Annotated in this window: 13 protein-coding genes and 1 pseudogene; 6 read left to right on the forward strand and 8 right to left on the reverse strand. The window is 40.5% G+C overall.

Features of this window, described 5'->3' with window-relative positions:
* Positions 1-109: 109 nt before the first annotated feature.
* The gene (zipA, locus tag INP94_RS03880; protein ID WP_197544080.1) at positions 110-1,150 is read left to right on the forward strand and encodes a cell division protein ZipA; all 1,041 of its coding nucleotides are present in this window, start codon (positions 110-112) and stop codon (positions 1,148-1,150) included.
* Between the two features lie 82 nt (positions 1,151-1,232).
* The gene (gene ligA / locus INP94_RS03885; protein WP_197544267.1) at positions 1,233-3,236 is read left to right on the forward strand and encodes an NAD-dependent DNA ligase LigA; all 2,004 of its coding nucleotides are present in this window, start codon (positions 1,233-1,235) and stop codon (positions 3,234-3,236) included.
* Between the two features lie 101 nt (positions 3,237-3,337).
* Here the strand turns inward: ligA and INP94_RS03890 are convergent, their stop codons facing one another.
* The 6 genes from INP94_RS03890 to tsaD form a co-directional block, all read right to left on the reverse strand.
* Positions 3,338-3,901, reverse strand: a complete 564-nt coding sequence (locus INP94_RS03890) for a hypothetical protein (protein WP_054420346.1) — start codon at positions 3,899-3,901, stop codon at positions 3,338-3,340.
* 57 nt (positions 3,902-3,958) lie between these two features.
* The gene (locus INP94_RS03895) at positions 3,959-4,345 is read right to left on the reverse strand and encodes a YgiW/YdeI family stress tolerance OB fold protein (RefSeq protein WP_054420347.1); all 387 of its coding nucleotides are present in this window, start codon (positions 4,343-4,345) and stop codon (positions 3,959-3,961) included.
* A 275-nt stretch (positions 4,346-4,620) separates the two neighbouring features.
* Positions 4,621-5,841, reverse strand: a complete 1,221-nt coding sequence (locus tag INP94_RS03900) for an aromatic amino acid transport family protein (RefSeq protein WP_197544081.1) — start codon at positions 5,839-5,841, stop codon at positions 4,621-4,623.
* A gap of 36 nt (positions 5,842-5,877) precedes the next feature.
* A complete protein-coding gene (locus INP94_RS03905) occupies positions 5,878-6,459 on the reverse strand; it encodes a thymidine kinase (protein ID WP_197544082.1) in 582 nt (193 codons plus the stop codon).
* Positions 6,459-6,695 carry a hypothetical protein gene (locus INP94_RS03910; RefSeq protein WP_197544083.1) on the reverse strand — a complete coding sequence of 79 codons (237 nt, stop codon included), beginning with the start codon at positions 6,693-6,695 and terminating at the stop codon, positions 6,459-6,461. Before INP94_RS03910 ends, INP94_RS03905 begins: the two co-directional genes overlap by 1 nt.
* Before the next feature lie 9 nt (positions 6,696-6,704).
* Positions 6,705-7,733: a tRNA (adenosine(37)-N6)-threonylcarbamoyltransferase complex transferase subunit TsaD gene (gene tsaD, locus INP94_RS03915; protein ID WP_197544084.1), complete on the reverse strand. Its 1,029-nt coding sequence runs from the start codon at positions 7,731-7,733 to the stop codon at positions 6,705-6,707.
* Positions 7,734-7,951: 218 nt separating this feature from the next.
* Here tsaD and rpsU point away from each other — a divergent pair, with 218 nt between their 5' ends.
* The 4 genes from rpsU (at position 7,952) to psiE (ending at position 12,592) form a co-directional block, all read left to right on the forward strand.
* Positions 7,952-8,167 carry a 30S ribosomal protein S21 gene (rpsU, locus tag INP94_RS03920; protein ID WP_005694732.1) on the forward strand — a complete coding sequence of 72 codons (216 nt, stop codon included), beginning with the start codon at positions 7,952-7,954 and terminating at the stop codon, positions 8,165-8,167.
* Between the two features lie 137 nt (positions 8,168-8,304).
* Positions 8,305-10,089: a DNA primase gene (dnaG, locus tag INP94_RS03925; protein WP_197544085.1), complete on the forward strand. Its 1,785-nt coding sequence runs from the start codon at positions 8,305-8,307 to the stop codon at positions 10,087-10,089.
* Positions 10,090-10,158: 69 nt separating this feature from the next.
* Positions 10,159-12,048, forward strand: a complete 1,890-nt coding sequence (gene rpoD, locus INP94_RS03930; protein ID WP_197544086.1) for an RNA polymerase sigma factor RpoD — start codon at positions 10,159-10,161, stop codon at positions 12,046-12,048.
* 127 nt (positions 12,049-12,175) lie between these two features.
* A complete protein-coding gene (psiE, locus tag INP94_RS03935; protein WP_197544087.1) occupies positions 12,176-12,592 on the forward strand; it encodes a phosphate-starvation-inducible protein PsiE in 417 nt (138 codons plus the stop codon).
* A 35-nt stretch (positions 12,593-12,627) separates the two neighbouring features.
* On the opposite strand, the gene INP94_RS03940 is transcribed toward psiE, so the two are convergent.
* Complete coding sequence (locus INP94_RS03940; RefSeq protein WP_197544088.1) at positions 12,628-13,473, reverse strand: 23S rRNA (adenine(2030)-N(6))-methyltransferase RlmJ; 846 nt, start codon at positions 13,471-13,473, stop codon at positions 12,628-12,630.
* Between the two features lie 63 nt (positions 13,474-13,536).
* Positions 13,537-14,229: pseudogene (locus tag INP94_RS10930) on the reverse strand (penicillin-binding protein 1A); the annotation flags it as partial.
* Positions 14,230-14,285 lie beyond the last annotated feature (56 nt).

Consider the following 14,285-nt stretch of genomic DNA (forward strand, 5'->3'; position numbering starts at 1 on the left):
GAGAAAAATTCCATCTCATCCCTTTTAATATCTTGTTTGCTTTCCTATTTTTTCACCTGTGGAAATGTGATAGGATTAGCAAAAATCATTGCGTTAAGGAGCAACAAGAATGGATTTAAATACCATTTTGATTATTTTAGGGGTAATCGCTTTAATTGCCTTAGTGGTACACGGATTATGGTCAAATCGCCGTGAGAAATCAAAATATTTTAAAAGCGCGAACACATTTAACCGCACTTCTAAAAACGGTGAGGTCAATCCTTTTTCGCAAGCTGCTGATCCTAATGCGGATATTCGTTTAACACATCGTGCTCAAGCGGCACAGCCTGTACAACAAAGTGTTCAACCTAAAGTAGCACCTCAGGCGGCAAGCCAACAGCAATTTAATTTTGATGAGCAACGTGCTCAAGTGGATGCGCGTCAAATAGAAAAAAGCGTGGATGATATTAAAATCTCCTTACCAAATCAGCCGATTTATGAGATGAATACAACGCAACCTGCTCCTGCGCCAGCTCCACAACCAGAACCCGTGGTTTATCCTGAAACGAATGTACAACCAAAACCGCGTGTAGCAGAAATGACACTTGAAGAATTAGAAGCACAAAGCAATGATTTTGACGGTGTGAATTCTTCTTCGCCTGAACTGCGTGAGCAGTTGGCCGAGATGTCATTAAATCCAACTCAAGAACCTGCTCATGAGAACGTGCATTTTAACTATCACGAACCAGTAGAGGTTGAAAAACCAAAACAAACTACTGGCTTTGTTCAACTTTATGTGATTTCGAATCAGAATCGTGAATTTTATGGACCACAATTATCTCAATCTTTAGAAAACTTGGGATTCATTTTTGGTGAGCGTCAAATGTATCATCGCCACTTTGATTTAAGTGTGGCAAGCCCAGTGCTATTTAGCGTGGCAAACATTGAACAACCAGGTACGTTTGATTATTACAATATGGCAGAGTTTTCAACCATGGGTGTGGTGCTCTTTATGCAGTTGCCATCACCAGGTAATAATTTGGCAAACTTACGTATGATGATTCGCGCAGCGAAAACCATCGCAGAAGATTTAGGTGGCGTGGTATTGACTGATCAGCAAGAGATTTTTGATGATATGGCTGAGCAGGATTACTTATCTCGCATCGCATAAAACGCACGAAAAAATAACCGCACTTTGGGCGAGCCGATGGTTCGCCCATTTTAATTCAATGAGCAAACTGTTAGAGAACATTATGAGCCTTCAGCAACAAATTGATACATTACGTCAGGATCTTCGTCGTTATGAATATGAATATCACGTGTTGGATAACCCAACGATTCCTGATGCGGAATATGACCGTTTATTTCATCAACTTAAAGCCTTAGAAGCCGCCCATCCGGAACTCATTACGGCAGATTCACCTACTCAACGTGTAGGTGCCAAACCACTTTCAGGCTTTGCACAAATTCGTCATGAAATTCCAATGTTGTCTTTGGATAATGCGTTTTCAGATGAGGAGTTTTATGCATTCGTAAAACGCATTGAAGATCGTCTTATTCGTTTGCCTGCCCCCCTCACTTTCTGCTGTGAACCAAAATTAGATGGTTTAGCGGTGAGTATTTTGTATGTGAATGGTGTGCTGACTCAAGCCGCAACCCGTGGTGATGGAACAACAGGGGAAGATATTACCGCGAATATCCGTACAATTCGAAATATTCCCTTGCAACTTTTAATGGACAATCCACCTGCACGTTTAGAAGTGCGTGGTGAAGTGTTTATGCTACATGAAGGCTTTGAGCGTTTAAATCAACAGGCTTTAGAGAAAGGCGAGAAAACCTTTGCTAACCCACGTAATGCCGCAGCAGGTTCGTTGCGACAGCTCGATCCAAAAATTACAAGTAAGCGTCCATTGGTATTGAATGCTTATGGTATTGGTATTGCTGAAGGGGTAGATTTGCCGAATACTCATTATGATCGTTTGCAATGGTTGAAGTCTATTGGGATTCCGGTAAACCCAGAAATCCGTTTATGTAACGGCACAGATGAAGTGTTGGATTTTTATCGTGATATTCAAAATAAACGTAGTTCTCTTGGCTACGATATTGATGGCACCGTGCTGAAAATAAATGATATTGCGTTACAAGAGAAATTAGGTTTTATCTCCAAGGCGCCACGTTGGGCGATTGCTTATAAATTCCCTGCGCAAGAAGAATTAACTCGCCTAAATGATGTGGAATTCCAAGTGGGCAGAACGGGGGCGATTACTCCAGTCGCCAAATTAGAACCGGTATTTGTGGCAGGGGTAACGGTAAGTAATGCCACATTACATAACGGCGATGAAATTGAACGCTTGGATATTGCTATTGGCGATACGGTAGTGATTCGCCGTGCGGGAGATGTGATCCCACAAATTATCGGCGTATTACACGACCGTCGTCCAGCAGATGCGAGACCGATCATTTTCCCTAAAACTTGTCCTGTATGTGATTCGGCCATTGTTCGTATTGAAGGTGAAGCGGTAGCGCGTTGTACGGGCGGTTTGTTCTGTGCCGCACAGCGTAAAGAAGCGCTTAAACATTTTGTTTCTCGCAAGGCTATGGATATTGATGGCGTAGGGGGGAAATTAATCGAGCAGTTGGTGGATCGTGAATTAGTTCATACACCCGCCGATTTATTTAAGTTAGATTTAACCACACTGACTCGTTTGGAAAGGATGGGCGCAAAATCTGCTGAAAATGCCTTAGCCAGCCTTGAAAAAGCAAAAAATACGACGTTAGCACGTTTTATTTTTGCTTTAGGAATCCGTGAAGTGGGGGAGGCGACAGCATTGAATTTAGCAAATCATTTCAAAACCCTAGAAGCGTTGCAAAATGCAGATTTAGAAGCCTTACAGCAAGTGCCTGACGTGGGTGAAGTGGTGGCAAATCGTATTTTGGCGTTTTGGCATGAACCACATAATGTCGCGGTGGTGAATGATTTAATCGCTCAAGGCGTACATTGGGAAACCGTGGAAACCAAAGAAGTGACAGAAAACCGCTTTAAAGGCAAAACGGTGGTGTTAACCGGAACCTTAACTCAAATGGGACGTAATGAAGCTAAAGCCTTATTACAAGACATGGGCGCGAAAGTGAGCGGCTCGGTTTCAGCGAAAACGGATTTTGTGATTGCTGGTGATGCAGCCGGTTCTAAACTGACAAAAGCGCAAGAATTAGGTGTGGCTGTTTTAACGGAAGAAGAATTTCTGGCTCAGATTTAATCGTCTCAATCGAAAAAATACTAAAAAAATGACCGCACTTCATCTCATCTCAAGATTAAGTGCGGTTTAACTTTTCTTCTTAATAAACGATAGCAGACATTTTAAGCTCTTAATTTACTGGCTCCGCGTTCCAGTTGTTTTGCCAAGCATTCTTTTGAAGCAATAATCTGTTTACCAAAGCGTTTATATAAACGTTGTTTTAATTTTGCCAACCCTTTCACTTTAGCACTTTTTTCTGCCCCAAATAACTGCTTAATATGGAGTGTCACCTGACCAATTTCTTGTAAGGCAATACCTGTTTTGGCTTTTAATTCGTTTAATTGGAACGTGATTTTTTCCTGTACATTCTGTTCTAATCGTTGTGTTAATTCTGCCGTATCGGCAGTTTCATTTTGACACAACTGTTCAAATTCGGCGATTTCTGTACTGAAATCTAGCTGTAACCCTTGTTCCAGTTCAATTAATACTGCAGTGCCGTATTCCAATTGTGATGTTAATTGCTGTTGGCTCTGAACTAATTGATTTTGAATGGCTTCACTTTGCTCAATACATTCATTTAATGATTGTTTCATTTCTGTTTGTTGCTGCATAGCAGAGGCTTTTAGTGAATCAATTCGTTGTTGAATTTGCTGCATAAGATCTGACATTGTTTGTACGTTTTCCATTCTCTTCTCCTTTGGGATTTTTAACCGCACTTAAGAAAAGTGCGGTCATTTTGTTAGTTATTTTTTGATGATTTGTTTTACATCAACTTCTGTTTTATTCCATTCTTTATCGACTTTACCGATAATTTGAATGTTATCTTGAGGTGCTATCGTTTGACCATTCCATGCTTTTTTGCTGACTTCAATTTGGATTTCTTTTCCACTTGCGTCTTTAAATAAGAAATCCTTTTTACCAATTTGTTTTACAATTTGTCCGTCTAAACGAACTGGAGTGTTATCATTGGCATTTAATGCATCAGCAACGGTTTTTACAATGACACTTTCATCTACAAAACCTTGTTGAGTGACTTGATTATTGCCATCATTAAATCCTTGCGCTATTGCGGTGTTATATACGGCAACAGAAGATAATGCGATAGCTGCAACAGTAAGTAATTTTTTCATAGTTTGTTCTCCTAAATAAGATAATCATAAAGTAAGTTGAAAGTTTTGCTTTCAGATGTATTAAATCATTCAAATCTTAATCTTTTCTTAAGTGATTAACATTTTTCAGATTTATTTATCGATTGGGTTGTTTGCCTTTCGATGAGTGTATTTAAACAAGAGAATCTTAAGGAAAGATTAAGAGAGGTAAAAAAAATGAAAATTTTTTGAAAATAAAAAATAGGGCGTTTAAGCCCTACTTTTATGAGAAAAATGCCTTGAAAATCTACCGCACTTTAGCCTGCTACTGCAGGTAAATAACCCGATTGAATTAAGAATGGCACGATCATAATGATTACGCCAATTACTAAGGCTATCACTAAGGTTACGTTTCCACCGATTACGCGATAAGGCAGATTCGGATTCGCTTGACGTGTTTTCCATGCTAGTCCGATAGGCAAAATTAAGCAGTAGAACGCACAGAGTAAACCTGCATAGCTTAATGCTGCGATAAAGCCTTCAGGATAATACAAGGCAAACGCAAGTGGTGGTGTGAAGGCGGCAACCGTCAGTGTCAAGCGATTGTGTGGCAATTTGTAACGTTTAAATAAATCGCCTAAACCTTCAAATACCCCGAGCATGACACCAAGGAAAGAGGTGATTAATGCAAGTGCAGAGAATACGCGTACGATTTCACCCATGATGTGGGAGTTGGTGATTTGACGTGTTGCATTGACTAAGCCGTTAAGGGTTGGATCCGCTTGGAGCACTTGTACGAATTCATTTTGGCTTAATACACCGTGAGTCGCTAATTGCCACACTAAATAAGCTACAAGTGGAATCGCTGTACCAATTAAAATCGCTTTACGGAATTGAGTAACACTACCATCTAAATAGCTGTTTACGCTGCCCATGATGATGTGGAAGCCAAAGGAGGTAAAGAAAATTGGTGCCGCAGAGATCACGAAAGCATAATTTAAAGGTAAGGCCATCAGGTTATCGACAGATACTTTTGGTAACATCATGAACAACACAAAAGCGAAGGCAATTAATTTACCGATGAACAGAATACGGGTGGCACCATCAACGCCTCTTGTACCTACAACCACAAAGGCACCGAGTACGACGGTAAATAAAATGATTGAAAGTTCGGAGGAAAGACTTTCAAAGCCAAAAGCGGTTGGTAAACCCGATAATAATGAACCGCCCCCGGTGATGTAGGCCGCAGAAAGAGCATAAAGTAAAATGAGCAAACTAAAGGTGGCTAAGACACGTCCAGTGATGCCGAAGTATTTTTCAGCGAGAGTCGCCACGCCATCATTTAATAGATCTGCAGTTTGATACACTTCAACAAAAAGTAAACCGCTGTAAACCAAAAGCGCCCATAAGCCGACTAATAAGAAAACGGTGTAACCAAAACCAATTCCGGCAGAGGTTAATGGCATCGCGAGCATTCCCGCCCCGATGGTCGTGCCTGCAATGATTAAGGCACTGCCGAATGTTTTGTTCTTTAGCATAAAATTGTCCTCCGAGTATAAAATTGAAAAATGAGGTTAAAGCTGACCGCACTTTTCTTTGTAATGATAGCGGCAAACCGAAAGATAAGAGTCATTTCCACCGATTTGGATTTGTTCCCCTTCCTTAATGACTTCACCTTGTTCATTTAAACGTAAAACGAAATTGGCTTTACGCCCACAATAACAGATTGTTTTTAATTCTTCTAGTTGATCTGCCCAAGCAAGTAAATACTTACTGCCTTCAAATAGCTCTGCCTGGAAGTCTGTCCGTAAGCCATAGCAAAGTACTGGAATCTTCAGTTTATCTACGACATCACTTAATTGATACACTTGTTTTTTCGTTAAAAACTGGGCTTCATCAACTAAAACACAATGAATTTTTTCTTGTTGTAAACGTTGACTCACTTCAGCAAAAAGGTCACTGGTTGACGTAAATAAATTCGCCTCTTCATGAATACCAATACGTGACGTAACTTTGCCTGCTCCAAAACGATCATCAATCGCAGCCGTATAAACCATGGTGTTCATATTTCGTTCACGATAGTTATAGGAAGACTGCAACAATGTGGTTGATTTCCCCGCATTCATCGTAGAGTAGTAAAAATAGAGTTTTGCCATTATTTAATCACCCATTTCCAGAAATGATAGGCAATGAATCCTGCAACTGGTGGACAGGCTGCTAGCATAAAGGTCCCGTAAGTGGCACCGCCTCCCACCATTTTTCCTGCTTCAGCAAGAGCGTCAACAATATCACTGCTTGGCGTGGTAAAAATCCATCCACCGATAATCGCGAGCACCAAAAAACAAGCGATACCGGCTGCACGCATGGCTCTTACTTTAATCATATTTTCCATATTTTTTCCTTAAATTGCAGGGAGTTCGGCCATTGCCCAACGAGGTTTGACATCAATGGCGAGATCGCTGTGCTGACCTTGTTTTAAACGTAAAAAGCCCGTATAGGCAATCATGGCGCCGTTATCGGTACAAAATTGAGGTTGCGGATAAAATACTTCACCACCAAGATTTTTCATCATTGTGCCAAGGGTTTCACGTAATTTTTTGTTTGCACTTACGCCGCCAGCAATGACTAAACGCTTATAACCGGTTTCTTTTAAGGCACGTTTGCATTTAATTGCAAGTGTATCCACGACAGAATCTTGGAAGGCAAAGGCAATATCAGCTTTGGTTTGTTCAGTTAATTCATCTTCTTGTTTGATCGCCTGATTAATGGTGTTAGCTGCTGAGGTTTTTAAACCTGAAAAGCTAAAATCAAGGCCAGGGCGATCCGTCATTGGTCGAGGGAACACAAAGCGATCTTTTGATCCTTTTTCGGCTAAACGTGAAAGTGCTGCACCGCCAGGATAATCTAACCCTAATAATTTCGCGGTTTTATCAAAGGCCTCGCCTGCGGCATCATCAATAGATTCGCCAATGACTTCATATTTCCCTACGCCATCAACGCGCACTAACTGTGTGTGCCCACCTGAAACTAAGAGGGCAATGAATGGAAAGTGCGGTCGGTTTTCATCAAGCATTGGAGCAAGTAGATGACCTTCCATGTGATGTACGCCAATAGCGGGAACATTCCAAGCATAAGCTAGTGAACGCGCGATCGTTGCGCCCACTAATAATGCCCCCACTAAACCCGGACCGCTTGTATAAGCGATGCCATCAATTTGATCTGCGGTTAAATTGGCTTCTTCTAATGCGGCTTTAATTAATGGCGCCGTTTTTCGAATGTGATCGCGGGAAGCTAGCTCTGGTACCACACCGCCGTAATCTGCATGCAAGGCAATTTGCGTGTAGAGCTGATTAGCAATTAAGCCTTTGTCTTCATCATAAATCGCGACACCTGTTTCATCACAGGAGGTTTCGATTCCTAAAATACGCATTTTATTCTCATTTTATTAAAAAAATTGGCAAAGATTTTACCTTGTTTAGCCCGCTTAAACCAGTTCAAACGCCAAATTTTCAGCAAATAGGCGATCTTTCCTTTGCTTTTGCAGGGAAGATCGATTAGAATTGCGTCCTTTATTGAATTTGCCGTTCATTCGGCAGTAATAAAAATTTAAAATTGCAATTAAATTAAACTCATTGAGGTGATTGGCTTATGCCTGTAATTAAAGTACGTGAAAACGAATCATTCGACGTAGCTTTACGTCGTTTCAAACGCTCTTGCGAAAAAGCTGGTATTTTAGCAGAAGTTCGCGCTCGTGAATTCTATGAAAAACCAACTACAATCCGTAAACGTGAAAAAGCAACACTTGCTAAACGTCACGCTAAACGTAATGCTCGCGAAAACGCGCGCAATACCCGTTTATACTAATTTGTAGTATTTTCTAACTCGAGTTAAGACAAACCGTGAAACCTTTTGGGTATCACGGTTTTGTTGCTTTAAATTCATCGAAAAAAAGTCACGCAAAATCAACCGCACTTTCGCATCGTATTCAAGGAGGCAAGGCAATGAAAGGCTCAATTCCACGCCAGTTTATTGATGATCTGCTCACAAAATCGAATATTGTCGATGTGATTAATGCGCGCGTGAAACTCAAAAAAGCAGGACGAGATTATCAAGCTTGTTGTCCGTTTCATCACGAAAAAACACCCTCCTTTACGGTAAGTGAAAAAAAACAATTCTATTATTGCTTTGGTTGTGGCGCGAAAGGCAATGCGATTTCATTTTTAATGGATTATGACAAATTAGAATTTGTTGAAGCCGTTGAAGAACTAGCCGCTTCGGCAGGGCTTGAAGTGCCTTATGAAAAACGCCCAAATCAATTTGGCAATAAACGGGATGTGAGCTATCAGACAAAACGTAATTTATACGATTTGATGCAAGAGATTGCGTCGTTTTATCAAGCGCAACTCCCACTAAATATTCCTGCTCAAAGCTATCTTCAGCAACGTGGTTTATCGCCAGAAATTATAGCTCGTTTTCAAATTGGTTATGTACCCAATGCGATGGATACGGTGTTGCGTCAATTCGGTAAAAATCGAGAAGAACAGAAAAAGCTGTTTGATTTAGGCATGCTTTCTCGCAATGATCGTGGCAATGTGTACGATAAATTCCGTAATCGTATTATGTTTCCGATTCGGGATAAACGTGGTCGTACGGTTGCCTTTGGTGGACGTGTTTTAACGGATGAAAAACCCAAATATCTAAACTCACCCGAAACCATTACATACCATAAAGGCAATGAGCTTTATGGCTTGTATGAAGCCTTACAAATTAATGATGAGCCAGAAAAATTACTGGTGGTTGAAGGCTACATGGACGTGGTGGCATTGGCGCAATTTGGTGTCAATTATGCGGTGGCTTCTCTTGGGACATCAACGACATCGGAGCAAATTCAATTATTGTTCCGTTCAACAGAGCAAGTTATTTGCTGCTACGATGGTGATAGAGCAGGGCGTGATGCCGCTTGGCGCGCAGTTGAAAACGCTTTGCCTTATCTGGAAGATGGACGACAAATTAAGTTTATTTTTCTGCCAGATGGAGAAGATCCGGATACTTATATTCGTCAATATGGTAAAGAAAAGTTTGAAGAATATATTGATCAAGCTCAGTCTCTCACGGAATTCTTATTCGCGCATTTAAGTCCACAGGTGGATTTTTCGACACAAGAAGGACGAGGTAAATTAGTCGCACTCGCGGCGCCTTTAATTCGTCAAATCCCTGGTGATATGCTGCGTCTTTCATTGCGGAATATGTTGGCGCAAAAGCTTGGAATCTTTGATCAATCACAGCTTGAAAGCTTAATACCAAATCAAATAGATAAGGCTGAACCCAAACCTAAAACGCCACAAAAAACCATTAAGAAAACACCAATGCGCGTGGTGATTTCGCTGTTATTACAGAATTCACAATTAGTGAATCGTATTTCTGATGTGGGTTTGCAAGCCTTAAAGCATGAGGCGGGTTACGAATTACTCGAAAAATTGACCGCACTTTGCCGTGAACGAGAAGGCATTACAACAGGGCAAATCTTAGAATATTTTCGTGATACAGAATTCAGTAAGCCTCTTGAAATATTAGCCTCTTGGGATCATCTATTAGATGACTTAGAAATCATTAATGCATTCTCTCAAAACTATCGTCGATTGAATATTCAAGCGATTGAGCGTGACATTGAAATGCTGATTGCAAAAGAAAGGGCGGAAGGATTAACTGATCAGGAGCGAGCAATTTTAGTGAATTTGCTTAAGGGAAAAGAAGAGCAGAAAAAACAGTTAGTTAATCCGTCATAACAATGGTAAAATCTCCTGTTCAAAACAAGGGCTTTTATCTTCCAAAAATAACGCAAAACGGGAATAAAAATGGAACAAAATCAACAATCTAGCGCCGAGCAATATTCAGAACAAATTGAACAGCTAATGGAATTAGGTCGTACGCAAGGTTATTTAACCTATGCGGAAATTAATGACTTGCTTCCGGAAGATGTAATCGATCCGGAATATTACGACAAGTTGTTGCAAACTTTACAGCATGATGCTGGCATTCCGGTTCTTGATGAAGCGCCGGAAAGTGACGACATGATGCTGAATGACACGATTCCAGATGAAGATGCTGTGGAAGAAGCAACGCAGATTTTGTCAAATGTAGAATCTGAAATCGGTCGTACAACAGATCCTGTGCGTATGTATATGCGTGAAATGGGGACCGTTGATCTTCTTACCCGTGAAGATGAAATCAGCATTGCAAAACGTATTGAAGAAGGGATTGATGAAGTTCAAACCGCGATTGCAGCATACCCAGAAGCGTTAACTGAATTATTAGATCATTATGACCAAGTTGAAGCGGGTAATTATCGTTTAGCTGATTTAATCACAGGCTTTGTTGACCCCAATATTGCTGAAGAGGAAACGGCAAATATTGATGAGCATTTTGCCGGTGAAGATGAAAGTGCTGAATCTACTGTAGATGTTGATGATGAGAGCGATGAGGAAGATGAAAGTGATAGCAGTTCAAGCTCAGATGACAGTGATTCAGATAACAGCATCGATCCTGAAGTGGCGCGTGAAAGATTTGCGGCATTAAGAGAGCAACATACCAAAACCTTGGCAACCATTGCAAAACACGGGCGTAGCGGTAAACGTGCAAAAGATCAAATTGCTCAACTTGCAGATATTTTTAAACAATTCCGTTTAGTGCCAAAACAATTTGATGTACTTGTTTTATCAATGAAGAACATGATGAAACGTGTACGTGCAGAAGAGCGTCAACTACAAAAAGTATTAGTTGATATCGCAGGTATGCCAAAAGATGAATTTGAGGCACTGATTGTTGCAAATGGCAGCAGTGATGCATGGGTAGCAAAAGCATTAAAATCAACAAAAGCTTGGGCAAAACGCTTACCCAAATATGAAGAGCGTATCCGTTTATCTTTAGATAACCTAGCGAATATTGAGCAACATACGAATCTCACCATCCAACAAATGCGTGAGATTTGTGATGCGGTATCTCGTGGTGAACAAAAAGCTCGCCGTGCGAAAAAAGAAATGGTTGAAGCTAACTTACGTTTAGTGATTTCTATTGCGAAAAAATATACCAACCGAGGTTTGCAATTCTTGGATTTAATTCAAGAAGGGAATATCGGTTTGATGAAAGCAGTAGATAAATTTGAATACCGTCGAGGTTATAAATTCTCTACCTATGCAACTTGGTGGATCCGTCAGGCAATTACTCGTTCGATTGCGGATCAAGCCCGTACAATCCGTATCCCGGTTCATATGATTGAAACGATTAACAAATTAAATCGTATTTCTCGTCAAATGTTACAAGAAATGGGACGTGAAGCGACGCCAGAAGAGCTCGCTGAACGCATGGGGATGCCAGAAGATAAAATCCGTAAAGTGCTTAAGATTGCAAAAGAGCCAATTTCAATGGAAACCCCAATCGGTGATGACGATGATTCACATTTAGGCGACTTCATCGAGGATTCAACCCTTGAGTTACCATTAGATTCTGCAACTGCACAAAGCTTGAAAGTGGCGACTCATGAAGTGTTAGAAGGTTTAACACCTCGTGAAGCCAAAGTATTACGTATGCGTTTTGGTATTGATATGAATACTGACCACACACTTGAAGAAGTGGGCAAACAATTTGATGTAACCCGTGAGCGTATTCGTCAGATTGAAGCGAAAGCATTGCGTAAATTACGTCATCCAAGCCGCTCAGAAACCTTAAGAAGTTTCTTAGATGAGTAATTATTCATTCATGTAAAAAATAAAGGGCAGAAATATCTGCCCTTTATTTGATTACATTTTACTATTTACCAAAAAAACACATTCCCTTAAAATACGCGCTTTCATCATTAAAAAAACAAGGAACTTTATGGAAGAATCTCAAGAACTTGAAAAACTGCCCCGCGTAGTGACTGGGGTATTAAAAGTGATATTAAGTTTTTCACTTATTGCTTTGGCTGTTGTGTTGATTATTGCTTTAGCTAAAATCACCTATACCCTTGCAATTATGGTATTTAATACGTCAAGCGTAGTGCCTTATGATGTTGCTGAACAAGCTGTGATGTTTTTCTTATATTTCGGTTTTATTGGCCTTATTGTGCAATATTTTAAAAGTGGCTATCACTTTCCTTTGCGATATTTTATTTATGCGGGGATTACCGCCATGTTGCGCCTGATCATTGTGAATCATGAAAGTTCAGTTGATACCATCTTATTTGCAGGCGCGATTTTAATTATGGTTATTGCACTTTGTTTAGTGTTGTATTCCAATAAAATTAAAATTTAAAAGTGCGGTCATTTTGACCGAGGTTTTGGAATGGATTATTCCGGTACAATCCATTCCACTGTCCAACTCCCCGTACCTTCCGGGACGAGTGTTTGAGTCAAATAAGGCAAAATAGCTTTCATTTGCTGTTCTAATTGCCAAGGTGGATTAATCACCACCATTCCACTTGCGGTCATACCACGTTGATCGCTATCAGGGCGAACTGCTAGTTCAATTTTCAATATTTTACGAATTCCCGTTGCTTCTAATCCTTTAAAAATGCGTTTTGTTTGTTGGCGTAGAACCACTGGATACCAAATGGCATAAGTACCTGTCGCAAAGCGTTTATAACCTTCTTCGATCGCTTTCACCACCAAATCATAATCCTCTTTTAATTCATAAGGTGGATCAATGAGCACTAAACCGCGGCGTTCTTTTGGTGGAAGTGTCGCTTTGAGTTGTTGGAAACCATTTTCTGATTTTGTCGTGATATTCTTGAATTCTTTAAAGTTATTCCGTAATAATGGAAAATCACTCGGATGTAATTCTGTCAGTAATGCACGATCTTGAGGACGCAATAATTGCGCGGCAATCATTGGTGAACCTGCATAATAGCGTAATTCTTTACCGCCATAATTGAGCTTTTTAATGAGAGCTACATAACGAGCCACCTCTTCAGGTAAATCTGTTTTTTCCCAAAGTCTGCCTATTCCTTCTTTATATTCGCCCGTCTTTTCTGATTCATTTGAGCTTAAACGATAACGACCAACACCAGAGTGGGTGTCGAGATAGTAAAAACCTTTTTCTTTTAGAGAAAGGTTTTCCAAAATCAACATTAATACAATGTGCTTCAATACATCAGCATGATTGCCAGCGTGGAAACTGTGACGATAACTTAACATGATTTGTCCTTTTGACGTAAAAAAGTGCGGTCAAAATTAACCGCACTTTTAGTATTTAAATCGTTAGAATAATTCTTCTGGTTGCGTTGCTGGAATCGCGTCTTTGGTTTTGCCTGTTCCACCATTTAAGCGTTGTTGCAATTCTGGTGGGACATAATAACCGCGCTCTTGCATTTCTGCAACATAAGTACGTTTAGGCTCGGTACCAACGATAAAGTATTCTTTACGACCACCACCTTCAGAAAGTAAACCCGAGTTACTATCAATAGTTTTTTCCATGATATTTGGTGGAAGTTCAAGTTGACGTTCTGGTATATCAGAAAGTGCAGCTTTCATATAAGCGACCCACGCAGGCATTGCGGTTTTTGCACCCGCTTCACCTTTACCTAATACGCGCTTGTTATCATCGAAACCGACATAGGTTGTGGTGACTAAGTTTGCACCAAAACCTGCATACCAAGCCACTTTCGCGCTATTGGTGGTACCAGTTTTACCGCCGATGTCACTACGCTTAATACTTTGAGCAATACGCCAGCTGGTACCTTTCCAACTAAGCCCTTGCTCACCATAAATCGCCGTATTTAATGCGCTACGAATTAAGAAGGCTAACTCACCGCTAATCACACGAGGTGCGTATTCTTGTTTTGCTGCACCGTCTTTCGCATCCGCCATTAAATCAACAGAACCATCATTTAATGCTGATGTTTGAAGTTCTGGTAAGTCTGGTACATTGTCTGGTTGCTGATCTCCCTCACCTTCATCTGTATCGGTATTGCTATTACCTTTGGCTGATTTTAGCTTATCTGGATTAG

The organism is Haemophilus parainfluenzae, assembly GCF_014931395.1.
GTDB lineage: Bacteria > Pseudomonadota > Gammaproteobacteria > Enterobacterales > Pasteurellaceae > Haemophilus_D.

What these genes read in the sequence shown, in the direction of transcription:
- zipA (WP_197544080.1), top strand. Translation starts at nt 110, where the DNA reads ATGGATTTAAATACCATTTTGATTATTTTAGGGGTAATCGCTTTAATT.
- ligA (WP_197544267.1), top strand. Translation starts at nt 1,233, where the DNA reads ATGAGCCTTCAGCAACAAATTGATACATTACGTCAGGATCTTCGTCGT.
- INP94_RS03890 (WP_054420346.1), bottom strand. Translation starts at nt 3,901, where the DNA reads ATGGAAAACGTACAAACAATGTCAGATCTTATGCAGCAAATTCAACAA.
- INP94_RS03895 (WP_054420347.1), bottom strand. Translation starts at nt 4,345, where the DNA reads ATGAAAAAATTACTTACTGTTGCAGCTATCGCATTATCTTCTGTTGCC.
- INP94_RS03900 (WP_197544081.1), bottom strand. Translation starts at nt 5,841, where the DNA reads ATGCTAAAGAACAAAACATTCGGCAGTGCCTTAATCATTGCAGGCACG.
- INP94_RS03905 (WP_197544082.1), bottom strand. Translation starts at nt 6,459, where the DNA reads ATGGCAAAACTCTATTTTTACTACTCTACGATGAATGCGGGGAAATCA.
- INP94_RS03910 (WP_197544083.1), bottom strand. Translation starts at nt 6,695, where the DNA reads ATGGAAAATATGATTAAAGTAAGAGCCATGCGTGCAGCCGGTATCGCT.
- tsaD (WP_197544084.1), bottom strand. Translation starts at nt 7,733, where the DNA reads ATGCGTATTTTAGGAATCGAAACCTCCTGTGATGAAACAGGTGTCGCG.
- rpsU (WP_005694732.1), top strand. Translation starts at nt 7,952, where the DNA reads ATGCCTGTAATTAAAGTACGTGAAAACGAATCATTCGACGTAGCTTTA.
- dnaG (WP_197544085.1), top strand. Translation starts at nt 8,305, where the DNA reads ATGAAAGGCTCAATTCCACGCCAGTTTATTGATGATCTGCTCACAAAA.
- rpoD (WP_197544086.1), top strand. Translation starts at nt 10,159, where the DNA reads ATGGAACAAAATCAACAATCTAGCGCCGAGCAATATTCAGAACAAATT.
- psiE (WP_197544087.1), top strand. Translation starts at nt 12,176, where the DNA reads ATGGAAGAATCTCAAGAACTTGAAAAACTGCCCCGCGTAGTGACTGGG.
- INP94_RS03940 (WP_197544088.1), bottom strand. Translation starts at nt 13,473, where the DNA reads ATGTTAAGTTATCGTCACAGTTTCCACGCTGGCAATCATGCTGATGTA.